General features: G+C 36.4%; 5 protein-coding genes. All 5 read left to right on the top strand.

The features are described from left to right. The first annotated feature begins 14 nt into the window (after nt 1–14). The 5 genes from MP478_RS03255 to MP478_RS03235 all read left to right on the top strand — a co-directional run bounded on the left by MP478_RS03255 (nt 15) and on the right by MP478_RS03235 (nt 14,834). Nucleotides 15–10,334 carry an RHS repeat-associated core domain-containing protein gene (locus MP478_RS03255; protein ID WP_257199570.1) on the top strand — a complete coding sequence of 3,440 codons (10,320 nt, stop codon included), beginning with the start codon at nt 15–17 and terminating at the stop codon, nt 10,332–10,334. Then, on the top strand, nt 10,294–10,860 hold the full coding sequence (locus MP478_RS03250) for a hypothetical protein (protein WP_230034629.1): 567 nt from the start codon (nt 10,294–10,296) through the stop codon (nt 10,858–10,860). Before MP478_RS03255 ends, MP478_RS03250 begins: the two co-directional genes overlap by 41 nt. A gap of 191 nt (nt 10,861–11,051) precedes the next feature. Beyond that, nucleotides 11,052–12,911 (top strand): glycoside hydrolase family 13 protein, encoded by a 1,860-nt coding sequence (locus tag MP478_RS03245; RefSeq protein WP_257199569.1) that lies wholly within the window; start codon nt 11,052–11,054, stop codon nt 12,909–12,911. Nucleotides 12,912–12,920: 9 nt separating this feature from the next. Then, nucleotides 12,921–13,442 (top strand): nuclear transport factor 2 family protein, encoded by a 522-nt coding sequence (locus MP478_RS03240; protein WP_257199568.1) that lies wholly within the window; start codon nt 12,921–12,923, stop codon nt 13,440–13,442. Between the two features lie 12 nt (nt 13,443–13,454). Continuing rightward, nucleotides 13,455–14,834 carry an MFS transporter gene (locus MP478_RS03235; RefSeq protein ID WP_257199567.1) on the top strand — a complete coding sequence of 460 codons (1,380 nt, stop codon included), beginning with the start codon at nt 13,455–13,457 and terminating at the stop codon, nt 14,832–14,834. Nucleotides 14,835–15,387 lie beyond the last annotated feature (553 nt).

Below are 15,387 nucleotides of genomic sequence, written 5' to 3'. Positions count from 1 at the left end.
ATTTCCCTTAATATATGAAAACTAAATTACCCATTAGGTTGAGAAGAAAGCATCTTCTCATCTTAGTATTCTTTGCTTCAGTATTTACTTTTGCAAGTTTTACGAAAGAGGACAGACAGAAAGTGAGGGCTTTCAAACTTCAGCTTATGAAGAAATATGTCTATCATCAAAATGATAGCACTACAGCATCCTCCTTATCCGATCATATTAATCATTCCACTCCTCTGCTGAATAAAATATCAGCAGCTCCTTCTCCCACAGAAGGCTTGAGTGTTCAGAATAAAGGATTCCATGAAATAGTATCCGCACGTATTGAAAAATCGGCGAATGTATTTGAATCGATAGAAAAACAAGGTATTATCGGTGAATTCTCTGATGATGAATCAGATGATGCAACAGATAATTTCTTCACCATAAACCTTCCGGAAGTTAAAAACCAAAATGTTGCAGCATATCTGGAGTATGATCTGTTTGGGCTTGATTCTTACCAATCAGTCTCCAGATCCATCAACAAAAATGTTGCGTTCGGTGGGGATATTATTGTTCCGGGGAATAAATGGAGCGTACAAAAAGAAGAGGTCAGCCTAAATTCATTACATCAGGGAAAAAATACAATTCTCTTTACTTCTTCATTGAACGGAATAAAATATCGGGTAAAGAATGTAAAAATAGTACTTGAAAAAAATCTGAATCCACAAAACGGGATTTCTACACTTCTTTCCGAAGACCATTTATATGTAAAAGGTTCGGATAGCCATTGGGGATCCCAGGCTGTAAACATCAATGGCCAGATGGTCGAATCTTCCAGAGGAGAATTTGAAACACTTGTTAAACTTTCGGATGAAGATAAGAAAAGAGGATTTGTATCTGTTTCTTCTTCTGCCGGAACAAAACAATATCCGCTTTCTCAAAGTGTGCCTTCTTTTAAAATTGTAAATGAAGCCAGGTTTGTACCTTTCATTGTCACTGTATCAAAAGATTCGGAATACAATGAAAAGTATGAGAATGCTACGGTAAGCATTGAAAAGAATTCAGTAGCAGAATCCGGGCAGGTTGAAATACTGAAATTGAGAAAAAAGGATTACCCTTCTGTTGTCGGAGAGATTAAAAATCTATCTGTAAATGCTACTGCGTATCGTATAAATACCAAGTCAGGAAATTTTACCAAAAAAGTGAAACTGTCCTTTCCTTATGATGAGAAAAAGCTTGGAGTAAGATCCGCTAAAGAAATTAAAGCATTCCATTTTGATTATAATTCAAAAAAATGGATTGAAGACCCTACTTCTGTAGTGAATACGGATACCAAAATGGTAACAGTAGAAACAGACGGGGATGGAGATTATATCAATGGAATTATTTCCGTACCAGAATCTCCACAACTCAGCGCCTCTAATCCTACGGGAATAAGTGGATTGAAAGCAGGTGATGCAGCAGCTGCGAGGAATTTTATTTCTCCTCCAAGTGCGAATCAAAAGGGAGGATCAAATGTGTCGTACCCTATTGTAATTCCATCTGGAAGGAAAGGGATGCAGCCTAATATCAGTGTTTCTTATGATAGTAATAAATCTAATGGCTGGATGGGAGAAGGATGGGATGTTAATGGCATTTTATCGCTCAGTATAGATACTCGTTGGGGTGCACCAAGCTTTGATAGTCAGACAGAAACTGAATTATATTCTTTAAATGGTGAAACCCTAGTATATGACGGTAATTATTTGCCTCATAGGCATAATGATATCAGTGAAACCAGCAGTATATTCACTACTAGGAAGCAAAAACGGGATACTCTGTTAATCGATAATAAAAAGACTTTTTTCCTTAGAAGAAATCACGATTTTTCAAAAATTGAGAGATATGGAACGACTCCTAAAGATTACAGATGGGTAGTTACCAATACGAAGGGAGGTAAAGTCTACTATGGAGGTAATGAATCTGGAGTTATTGAAAATACGGTTATTAAAGATGGCAATGGTAATATTGTTCACTGGGGAGTATGGAGAGAGCAGGACGCTCTCAAAAATTACATTGAATATGAATATGAAAATATAAAATTACAGGGGCTTACTGCTGAAAATGAAAACTTAAACGGAGGACAATATTTCCATATCAGTAAAATCACTTATACGAAGATGGATGGTCAAAACCTCAAGTATTATACCGTTGAATTTGAAAAAGAAAGCAGGATTACCAGACAGGATATCAGTATCAATGCTAAAAGAGGAGTGAAGGAAGTAGAACCCTATAAACTATCTAAAATATATGTAAAATATGATGGCGAGCTGATAAGAACCTATACATTCACCTATAAGGAAGGTCAGTTTTTTAAAACATTATTGAGAAGTGTAGTACACAAGGATACATCTAATGATGTTGCTTACAATAGCTTACTAACCGAACAATTTGACTTTGAATATTTTGATGATATCAAAAGTACACCCAATAGCAGTCCTGTCAATTTTGGAGGTTCTGTAGATATTAATGCCGGAGGTGGGGGAGATGCATTTCCCATTTTACCTAATTTTTTGAAACCTTCTAAGATTTCAGCTAACAATACATTTGAATGGGGGGTGAACGGAAGAGTACCAGGGGTTGGTTTAGACTTTCTTCTGCCTGGTCCTACCAGAGCGTATGGCCATGTAATGGCATCTTTTAATTTGGGCCATTCAGAAGCAGAAGCTAAAAAAGCCCAGGAACTTATGGATTTTGATGGCGATGGAATTCCAGATCTGATTTATAGAAAGCCAAGTAGCGGACTATTTCTTCGTTCAGGAAACCTTTCGGGTGCGAATATCAGTTTCGGACAGGAAAGACCTATACGCTATCTGAACAGTAATTTTTCCCTTACTAAAACCAAAACCCAGAATATAGGTTATGATGCTGGTGTCAACGTTTTTGGTATTGGATTCAACTTCTCACAGATGTGGGCCACCAGTAAAAGTGAAACCTCATCTTTTATTTTGGATGCCAACTCTGACGGAGTGATGGATGTAGCCCAGGATGGGCGGGTCCTTTTCGGAAGAATCAATCCAACAGATGGATTTGTTGAAATGACTCAATATAGTGACAATACAGAAAATATGGTGATTGTTGCAGATACCATGATCCAGCATAATTCTCCACTGGAAGGAACCTGGCAGGATATCTCTAAGAATGATGTTGTTAAAGTCTGGGTAGCTTCAAGAGATGGATACATCAGGTTTGAAGATAATGTGCAGGTAGAAAATGTACCTAATGCTAAAGCACAGTATTCGGTGGAAATTAAAAACCCTGCTACTCCTGATAAAAATGGGAGAATTTATTTAAAAGAATTTACAGCAGGAATGCCGTCAGAATATATATCAATTACCGGCTATAATGCGTATTATTCTCAAATACAGGCTCTGCCACCTTCAAGTACTGATCATTTAGGAATTAATGATGCTTCAAAATTATATGTGAAATCGGGAGATAAAGTATTTATAAGGCTGCATAAAAATGACAATTACAGCTTTAAAGTGATGTCTAATCCTACGATAAGCTATGTGGGAATTCCTAAACCTATTTCTATAGGACTTTCTCAGGACGGGTTCAGGGCTAATAATGGTGCATACAGTTATAATTTCCTTTTAAATAATCATACCAAACCTATTTCTATAGATACGCCGGGAAACATTAGCATTACAGTTCCAAAAATTACGTTTCCAAATTCTCAGGATGATATTACCTTTAAAATTATTAAAACTACGGCAAGCTCCACTACGGGAGAGGTCATATATTCTAAGACCTATGCTAAAAGCAATATTCCATTTGATACCGTTCCATTATACCCGGGGGTAGCAAATGTAACAAGTTTGTCCTTTGGTACAAATGATGTTCCGGCTACGATTAATTTTGTTGTGGAATCAGATTCCCACACTACTTTTAGAGATGTTAACTGGAATAGAATTAATGTAGATTATTCTCCTACATCAGGAAATCCACAAAATTATACTGCTGTAGCAGGGTATCCTTCTGATGTTATTACAGAATTTAATCCTGTGATAGACATGCAGTATCTTAATATCCCAAGTGGTGTGAATACTTATAAAATTGGGATTAATAAAAATATTCCTTCTAACCCAGGTCTTCCTGCGGGTAGCTTTTACTATATTGTTAAAAGCAATGGAGCTATTGCCACTAAAAGAAGAATAATGTCTCCTATGAATAGCTCTGGAAGTATTGTTGAACTAGATATGGTCAATAATAATCAGATAATTTCTGGAAACACTCCTGCTGAATTTTATACAGGTGATATTTTTAGTGCACCAATAGGTGGAGTCACTTTAAATATTCAGGTATATTGTAAAACTAAAGCAGACTATGATTTTTATAAAGCTTACAGTGCTTTATTTCAAAATAATCCATTTAATATTTATTATGGAGCCAATACATTCATAGCTGCTGCTAACCATACCTCAATAAATTCCTCAGCATTAGAAAATATAGGTCAGTTTTATCATAACTGGAGCCAGTTCCTTTATAATGAATATGCTGATGTAGTTCCTACTGGGAATACTGATGGTTTTATGCTGAATCCGGCAACTCCTTCAGATAATTATGGACGTTTGATCAATCTTGCATCCATGCAGGAAGTGAATATACCGGTAAACCTTAATTTCCCGATGTGCAATAACCTTGCTACACAGGATGAAACAGCACAGTGTATTGCCCAGCAGATCAGCAATACAGGATTCTATCAAAACCCTGCTAATTTTGGGCCTAAACCGGTAACGGTATTAAACCCAACTGTATATAAGCAGGTAACAGGTCCAAGAGACAATGAAGTTACTACTTATACTGAAAAATGGATTGGGGTAGGTCCTGAACAATACGCAATGGCAGATTCATTTAAGGATAATGAAACAGCCAGTGGTTTCTTTAATCCACAGACTGCAAATCCTGACTTACCGGATAATTTGCTTCTTCAGGGTAATGTAGACACCAAAATGTTCTCTATTAATAAAAAATATTACAGTAAATCGAGAACGAATACATTAAGCGGAAGCTTATTTAATTTTGGAATTCAAAATGCAAGCTCTGTTTTAGTAGGAGATGGGAATATAGCACTACAGGACTTTATGGATATGAATGGTGATGGTTATCCAGATGTGGTGTATAAAGATGCTATGCAGATCACTAATTCTACCGGAGGACATGGAGGATTGCGTAATCCTTTTGTAAATGCTTATATATCGAACACAGACAGTTATTCCAAATCATTGTCTCCACAATATTCAGCGGCTAAATTTATCCAGACAGGGGCTTCATCCAGAAACGGAGAAGTAAGAAGTAATACCAATCAGTACTCATATAGCCCTAATGTAGCAATGAATAGTGGAATCGAAACCTCTGCATCATGGTCTGCACAGGCTTCCGTAAATTATGATTCTAAAGATTCGGGAGAATCTTATTGGATGGATGTGAATGGAGATGGATTAGCAGATAGAATCACAGGCGGAGGTTCAAGCAATATGAAGTATTACCTTAATTTAGGATATGGTTTGGATAGTGGCTACAGTTATAAAAACGCAGAAACCTTTGCATCGGGTCCTGTAGGATCACTTGGTTTCAGCCTGGGATTTGATTTTGGAGGGATGAGCGGACTGGTAGTAAGTGCGAGTGCGGGTGCATCTGCAGCATTAGGTTCATCTAAAACCACTTTTGAAGATATCAACGCTGATGGGTTGGCAGATATTTTAATTGTTGGAAGTTCTAATACGTATGTAAAGTACAACCTTGGAAACAGATTTTCTAATGCTGTTGAACTGTTTAGAAATGGTGGAGGATTAGACTATAATAACGAATCTAAAACCTATAGAGGGGGAGTTTCTGTAGGAGCAGGCTATTACTACACATTCCCGATTGTATGGTGGCCATTCCCACCAATTCCACTGATCTATCTGAAAATAGGAGGTCAGGTGACCGGAAATATGGGGCTTTCCATTGCTGAAGTAGATAAATCCTTTAAAGATATGAATGGTGATGGCTTCCCGGATCTGGTAGTTTCTAAAGACAACGGATTTGTAGTAAATTATTCAACAATTGGAAGAACCAATAAACTGAAAACTGTTACCAATTTCAAAGATAAAGCGCCATTTAGTGTTTTTGGTTTGGATTACGAGTTTGTGAAACCCACTTATAATGATTCTCATGGAAGATTGGTGATGAAAGAAGTCAGAGTGATGAATCCGGATATCTTCTCACCAACGTATCTATCACCAACAAATAATAAGGATATTGTAAAAACATTTAAATATGAAGGGGGAAAATATGACAGACGTGAACGTGAGTTTTTTGGATTTGAAAAAGTAACTACTTATGATATGTGGTATAGCAATAATATCTACAGGTCACAGATAGATTATTATGAAAATAAGAGTTATTTTCTAAATGGTAAATTGAAAAAAGTTGAGATGTATACAGGTGTAAATGACCTTAATGCTTCAACAGAGTATACTTACAATATTTATAAATTTAAGGATAATAACACACGACTGGATATGAACAGTTCCCTTGCTGAAACTTTTGATACAGGAGGTAAGGAAGGTCGAAAAATGGCCATTGCATTATTGGTGAATACCAGAAAGAAAAATATTGAAAATGGAGGATATACCCAAGTGGGAGAAGGATTAGATTATACGGATAAAGGTTTTGTTAAGCAAATGATGCATTTTAGCAATTCTGCTACTTATAATACCGTGATTGATTATCATAATTATCCGTCTCCTAACAATATTATAAGCATACCTAGATCAATAAAGGTCTATGAAGCATTATCCACATCCAATCCAATCCGTGAAAGATCAACAAAGATAGATCCTAACACAGGTCTAATACTTCAGGTTTCCGCTAAATTGAACAGTTCAGAAATAGCAAATACCGATATTACCTACGATTCTTTTGGAAATATAGTGAACATTATGTATCCAGAGAATGAAAACGGAGAACGGTATATTTTAGATTATCAATATGATACGGATACCCATAAGTATGTAGTGACTACAAAGGATGTTTTTGGGTTTACTTCATCATCAGATTATGATCCAAAATTTGATGTGGTAAGACAAACTACCGATGCTTCTGGGAATACTACCGAATATGAATATGATGCTAAAGGACGTATTGCCAAAATACTGGCTCCTAAAGAAAAAGAAGCAGGGGCACCCTATACCGTTAAATATTCTTATAATACATATGGAACACCCAATCCAAATTTGGGATATGTTAGTAATTATTATTGGTGTTTAACACAAAATTATAATCCACAGGACCCATCCAATCCGATAGAAACGATGACGTTTTCAGATGGTTGGGGGAAAGTGGTGCAGACTAAAAAAGATATACTGCTGAATGGAGAGGAGAAAATGTCAGTGTCAGGAAGAACTATTTATGACGTGGTGGGAAGGGCTATTTCACAGCATCATCCGATCTTTGAAAATAAGTATCCTCCTAATGATCCGAATCATACAAATGTGTGGCTTAATATGAGTGCGCCTTCACCTTTTTATTCCTCAATCCAAAGAGATACTAAAGATAGAGTTGCAGTTACGGTCGATGAATTATTCCATACAGCTAATACAATGTATTCTGTTGAAAATAATATGTTAAAGAGTACGTTAGTTCTATTTCAGAATAGTAATACTCAGCTTAAATCCGAAACATTTACAAGTTCAGAAGGAAAAACGATGCAGGTTAAAAGTTATCTGAATGGACAGGCATTGACTACGAAGTACAACTATAATACGATTGGAGAATTGAAGTCCACTGAAGATCCAACAGGTATTAAAACATTGTATACTTATGACAAGGGAGGGAGAAGAACCCAGGTGGAACATCCGGATCATGGTGTAAATAAATATGAATATGACCCTGCTGGAAATATGATCAGATTGTTTACTACTAATATGGAAAACACAAGTTCTGCTCAGCAGTATATTCATTATGTTTATGATATTAACAGACTTTCTGATGTGAAATTCCCGGATCTGCCAGGAGCTAATCCTTCTAATGTTCATTATGAATATGGGCCTCCAGGTTCAGGAAATAATGCTGGAAAAGTTATTTTCCAATCAGATAATTCCGGAACAACCAAGTTTGAATATGGAAATATGGGGGAAGTGGTAATGGAGCATAAAACGATTTCAGGATATGGAATTCCCAATATGGAATTCAGGACTTTATTTGAGTATGACAGCTGGAACAGAATCCAAAACCTTACGTATGCAGATGGAGAACTTGTACAGTATGAATACGATCTTGGAGGTAATCTTAAAAGAATACACAACAAGGAGGGGTATGAATATGTTAAAGAGATTGTTTATGACCAATATGAGCAGAGAGCCTCTATTGAGCTAGGTAATGGTACGAAATCGGAATTTACATACACTGCAGCTGACAGAAAACTGAATACCCACCGTCTTAAAGATTATTATGGAACGGATCTTCTGAGAAATGATTATAAATATGATTATGTAGGGAATATCACAGAGCTGAAAAATACTGCTGGAGTATATAATGAAATGGGAGGGAATTATATTTTCAATTATAAATATGATCATTTGAACAGGCTTACTTCTTCTGATGGAAGCTTTACCGGAGATCCACAGACTCATTTTGGTACAACCGCTTCAGATTTTGAAATGACTATGGCATACAATAATGCTGGTGGAATTGAACAGAAGTATCAGAAACATAATCAGGATGGTAATGTAAATGATTTGAATTCATATGATAACAGATATTATTATGTATCAGGTACCCATAAAGTAGAGCATATTGAAAATGCAAGTACCGGGCAGTATGAAAAATTTGAATACGATTATAATGGGAATGTAACAAGATATAATAAGTATGGAGAATCCGATCAGTTATTATGGGACGAGCAGGATCGTTTGAAGGCTGTTAACAGAGAAAGTCAAGGTGTTTTCCAGTATTATGTTTACGATGATAAAGGAGAAAGAATAATTAAATGTAACCTGGAACAAGGAGCGCAACTCTACCAGAATGGACAGGTTATAGATCCAGGAACAATCCAGGTCAATAGTTTTAAGATATATCCTAATGCTTATCATGTGGAGAATTCAAATAAAATGCTCACAAAACACTATTTTGCAGGATCAGAAAGAGTAGCAAGCCGAATTATGGACTTTGACTTTCCAACCATGAGACAGCAGGCTAACCCCGGGATTGCTTCAAAAGATAAAAATAATGGAGCTGATCTGAAGCGGTATCTTGAAAAAGCAGGAATAGATTTCAGTCAGGTAAAAATTGAATTAGCTAAGGGACCACAACTTCAGGCAGGTGTTTATTATCTGCATGGAGATCATTTGGGAACAGCTACTTTTGTGACGAACCAGGATATGAAACCTACTCAGTTTTTCTTAAATTTACCTTTTGGAGAAACTATGGCAGAGCAGATGACTGGAGCTTATAATAATCCTTATAAATTTAATGCTAAAGAACTAGATGAAGAAACTAGTTTGTATTATTATGGAGCAAGATATTATAATCCTAGGTTGAGTATTTGGTATGGAGTGGATCCTATGGCAGGAAGCTATGCTAGCTGGAATCCATATGCCTATACATTTGACAATCCAATAAATCTGATAGATCCCGATGGAAGAGAGCCTCGCCCTAGATACAGATATGAAAATATCAGTAAAAATAAAAACTATGGTACTGTTTTAGTCCTGCCTTTAAATTATAAATCAGATGCTGCTATGCTGTCCGAATATAAAGCAGCCAAGCAACAGGGCATGCCTATGATTTTTGTATCAGGAATAAATGGCCTTGCCCAGTCAATTAAAAAATTGAAAAGTCAAAATGTGGACTTCAGTGCCTTGTCTGTCTCTCAACATGGTAATCAGGGGTTTTTCCAAATAGGAAGTGAATCTGCATATCATGCAAAAATGCCAAACGGTGGTCCAGTGGAGGTTCAAACACCAAATGGTACAGAAACGAAAATACTGGAGAGTACAAGCTCTCAGTTTAAACATTTAGGTAACTTATTAAAAGGTAAATTGGTGTTTATTGGAGAATGTCTCGTTACAGCCCAGAATGATGCTGATGCGAAAAAAATGATGCAGTCATTTTCAGATATTACACAATCAATGGTGTTTACCTCTGATCATAGTGTACCTTCTGGTTATACCTATAAGGGGAATTCAAGTTATTTAAATTCTCCCGAGGCAAGTGAAGGTGGTGATGTAAATGATTATCATATTTTTTCACCCAATCAAAAATCAAAAGAAGTATATGATTTAAAAATTAGACAAAATGGATGGTTCAATTGGAATAAAAAAGATAGCACTAAGTAATATTCTCGCGCTCTTGGTATTATGTTCTTGCTCCCAAAAAGACAAGAACATAACTAAGGAGGTTAATTATAAGTACTTTAATGAGTTTTCTTTATCAGGTATTGAAAAAATAAATGATATTGATTCCTATAATGGAAATTTTTATCAGATATTTAAAGAGAAAGATTCAGTAAAGACAATCTCAATCAATAAAAAGAATACTACCTTTTATAAATTTGATTCTATTTTATATTTGAATAAAGGGAAATATTGGTATTGTGAACATCAATTACCACTAGCCAATTCTGAGAAAGCTTTTACAAGCTTCTCCAAAGTAGATGTTAAGTATATATTCAATGATAGTATAATGGTATGGTCACGAGATTATTTTAACAGAAATTATGCAGGAAAATATGCAGGACAAAGTGTTCAACTTTTTACTAAAAATGATACTATTAGTGAAATTTTTAAGAATGATCTTACCGGAAAACAAATAAATGGAGATCAGAGACTGGATATTCTAAAAAAAATAATCCTCAAAAAATAAATTCATACCTTCAATAGCATATCATAAAACAGCCAGCTCTCTGAGTTGGCTATTTTATTGATATAGGTTTTAGAGATCATTTAATTATGAAAATCAATTGGTCATTATAATCTGGTAGAATTGAATTGTAAAATTTTAGTCATTATTAAATACCCTCTATTTAAATTTTTAATGCTAAATTGTCCATTACTATGAAGACAATTTATGCAGCATTAGCCCTTTCCGTAGCTTCTGCCGCTTTTTCTCAAAAAACATTGGAAAAAGTAGAGCCGGCATTTTGGTGGAAGGGAATGAAAAACCCCGAACTACAGCTTTTAGTGTACGGGAAAGATATCGCGAATCATGAAATCACTCTTTCAGATGGTATACAGATTAAGGGTGTTCAGAAAGTTGAAAATCCAAACTATGTTTTTATTACTGTCAATACCGGTGAAATAAATGTTCCTAAGTTTTCCATCAATATCAAAAAAGGGAAGAAGAATCTAGCCTCTTATATGTACGAACTGAAACAGAGAGAACCTAATTCTGCAAACCGGGAATCTTTTACCTCAAAAGATGTTATGTACCTGATTATGCCGGATCGTTTTGCCAACGGTGACGAAAAGAATGATTCCAAACCGGAACTGACAGAGAAAGTAGACCGCAGTTTACCCAATGGCAGACATGGCGGAGATCTTCGGGGAATCATTAATAACCTGGACTATATTCAGAACCTTGGTGCCACAGCAGTCTGGTTAACTCCGGTGAATGAAGACAATGAAAAAGTCTATTCCTATCATGGATACGCCCAAACTGATCTCTATACAATAGACGCCCGATACGGAACCAACGAAGAATACAAAAGTTTATCCCACGAACTGAATAAAAGGAATATGAAGCTGGTGATGGATTATGTGACCAACCATTGGGGAACTTCACACTGGATGATCAAAGATCTTCCAACAAAAGACTGGATTCATTGGTTTAAGGACGGAGATGAAGGTTTCAAACGCTCCAATTATAAAACCACCACACAGTTTGATACCAATGCTTCAGATATTGATAAAAAATATGCGCTGGATGGCTGGTTTGATAAAACAATGCCAGATATCAATCAAAACAATCCTTTAGTTTTAAAATACCTGACGCAAAATGCGATCTGGTGGATAGAATATGCCGGATTAGGAGGATTTCGTGTAGATACTTATCCTTATAATGATAAAGAAGCAATGGCGAAATGGGCCAAAGCGATTACCGACGAATATCCCAAATTTAATATCGTAGGCGAAACCTGGCTGTATACACCAGGGCAAATTTCAGCCTGGCAGAAAAATTCCAAAACAGGAGAAGCGGCAGGTTATAATTCCAATTTACCGTCAGTAATGGATTTTATGCTGTTTGCAGATATGCCTAAAGCCTTTAAAGAGAAAGAAAGCTGGAATACAGGAATGATAAAAATTTACGATTCCTTTACCAGTGATTTCCTGTATCCGGATATTAATAATATGCTGGTATTTTTTGAAAATCATGATACCGAAAGATGGAACGAGATCTTCAATGCTGATCCTAAAGCCTATAAAATGGGTCTTGCCATGATTTCCACAGTTCGCGGAATCCCCCAGATTTATTACGGATCAGAAATAGGAATGCGTGGAGATAAAAACAAAGGAGGAGATGCAGATATCCGCAGAGATTTTCCCGGCGGATGGAAATCAGATAAACAGAATGCATTCAACCCATCTTCACAAACCGCTGAACAAAAAGAATTCTTTCAGTTCACCAGCAAATTACTGAACTGGAGAAAAGGTAAAGAGGTGATCCATAGCGGTAAAACTAAAAATTACGTTCCTCAGGATGGTATTTTTACTTATTTCAGATATAACGAAAAAGAAAGCGTAATGGTGATTGTGAATAATAATGAAAAAGATCAGACGTTAGACTTAAAACGTTTTGAAGAATCACTCAAAGGATTTTCAAAAGGAAAAGATGTTATTTCAGGAAAAGAATTTATGTTGCAAAATACGATCAATATTTCTGCAAAAACGCCATTGATCATTGAACTTGAAAAATAATTAATACATATGAAAAAACTAACGACAGCTTACATATTAATCCTCTTTGTACTGGGATTTTCTGTACTTTCTGCACAATCAAAAAATGGGTTTGAAAAAGAAAAGTCGGAAATCAGTACCATGCTTAATGCCTTTAATGTAGCAGCCGCAAAAGCAGATTACAACGCCTACTTTAATTTCTTTGCGGATGAATCTACCTTTATTGGAACAGATGCTACTGAAGTTTGGAATAAAAAAGAATTCATGGTTTGGGCAAAACCTCACTTTGACAAAAAGAGAACCTGGAACTTTACCTCTCTTAAAAGAAACATTTATTTCAGTAAAGATGGAAAGCTGGCCTGGTTTGATGAGTTATTGGATACTCAAATGAAAATATGCAGAGGTTCAGGAGTGGTAGAAAAAATTAATGGAAACTGGAAAGTAAAGCAATATGTTCTTTCTGTAACAGTTCCTAATGAGGTGGTAGATAAAGTGGTTGCCGAAAAAACAGCCCTTGAGGATGTGCTGATCCAACAACTGAAAACTAAATAATACCATCAAATAATGGCTAAAAAAATAAAACCGGAGCTGTCAATTAACCGGATTATCAACATGAGTATGGGGTTCCTGGGAATCCAGATGGCTTTCGGGCTGCAAAATGGAAATGCAAGCCGTATCCTTGCCAATTTGGGAGCCGATGTTCATGAGTTGTCATGGTTTTGGCTGGTAGCACCCATTACCGGACTGATTGTTCAACCCATTATAGGACATATGGGAGACAATACCTGGAGTCCCTTAGGAAGAAGGAAACCCTATTTCCTGATTGGAGCCGTTTTGTGTGCCATAGGATTGGTATTACTTCCTAATGCAGCTTCCGTAACTCAGATGTTTGCTGCCAATGCACTGCTGTTAGCTGTTATTTTTCTTGCCATGATGGATGCTTCTGTTAATATTGCCATGGAACCCTTCCGGGCGCTGGTGGGAGATATGCTTCCGAAACATCAGGGAACATTAGGGTTTTCCATACAGACGATTTTAATTGGTATTGGAGCGGTACTAGGCTCATACCTGCCGGATTGGTTAACCAAACTAGGCGTTTCTAACGTTGCTCCAGAAGGCTTTGTGGCAGATAATGTGATTTATTCTTTTTATGTGGGGGCAGCATTGCTTTTGGTAGCTATCCTATATACCATTATAAGTACCCGGGAATACTCTCCTAAGGAGTTTGCCGAATTCGAAGAAGATGATAAAGAAAAAGAACATTCCAGGTTTTCAGATATTTTTAAAGATTTCGCCACCATTCCAACCCAGATGAAAAAGCTGGGTATTGTTCAGTTTTTCTCCTGGTTTGCACTGTTTACCATGTGGGTATTTACTACAAGTGCGCTGGCTACTCATCACTTTGGTCTCTCCCCGGAGGATACCCATTCCAAAGAATTTAATAATGCAGGAGATTTAACCGGCAAACTATTCGGAATGTATAACCTCTGGGCAGTTCCATTTGCCTTCTTATTAACTCCTATCGCCAAATGGATTGGTAAAAAACAGACTCATGCATTGGCATTACTTTGTGGGGGGCTGGGACTGATTTCTATGTATTTTATTAAAGATGTAAACAATCTCTGGATCTCAATGATCGGCCTGGGATTTGCCTGGGCAAGTATCCTGGCAATGCCCTATGCAATGTTGATTGAGGTAATTCCACAAAAGAAAATGGGAGTTTATATGGGAATATTCAACTTCTTTATTGTAATCCCACAGATCATCAATGGCTTGTTTGGAGGACCTATCGTAAGCAATATCTTTGGAAATCAGGCAATGGATTATGTAGTAGTAGGAGGTATTTGTATGCTGATTGGAGCAGTGGTTACCATGATTTTTATTCAGTCAGACAACGAAACACCAAAAGAAATTGAAAAAGAAATTCAGCAGGTGCATTTTTAGTTAGGAGTTAGGTGGGGTGTTGTAGGAAGAACTGAAAGTACAAACAATAGAATTAATATCAATAGGAGTGGGCTTTAGCCCACTTTCTCTTTAAGGATTCATCATTTGGCTTTAGCCAAAACTTACTATTCAGAATCTATTAATCTCCCACAGATAGCACAGATGTTTGCGCTTATTCATATAATCTGCTCAATCTTTGGAAAAAAAGCATATTCGGGCTTGAAATTTTATCGCAGATAAAACCCTTGCCTCTTAAAAAATATCGAATGTAGAAAAATAGCGTCTTTGTGTAATCCAACATATCTATATTTTCACTTCCTCAGCATTTTTACGCCATAAACTTCCTTTCTTAACCTATATCAACTTTTAAAATTCAGCAGGTGCATTTTTAGTTAGGAGTTAGGTGGGGTGTTGTAGGAAGAACTGAAAGCATAGCGTCTATAGTACAAACAATAGAATTAATATCAATAGGAGTGGGCTTTAGCCCACTTTCTCTTTAAGGATTCATCATTTGGCTTTAGCCAAAACTTACTATTCAGAATCTATTAATCTC

This window comes from Chryseobacterium sp. WG14, assembly GCF_024586945.1.
GTDB lineage: Bacteria > Bacteroidota > Bacteroidia > Flavobacteriales > Weeksellaceae > Chryseobacterium.
Note: the sequence above shows the minus strand (reverse complement) of the source record. Positions and strands in the feature narration are given on the sequence as shown.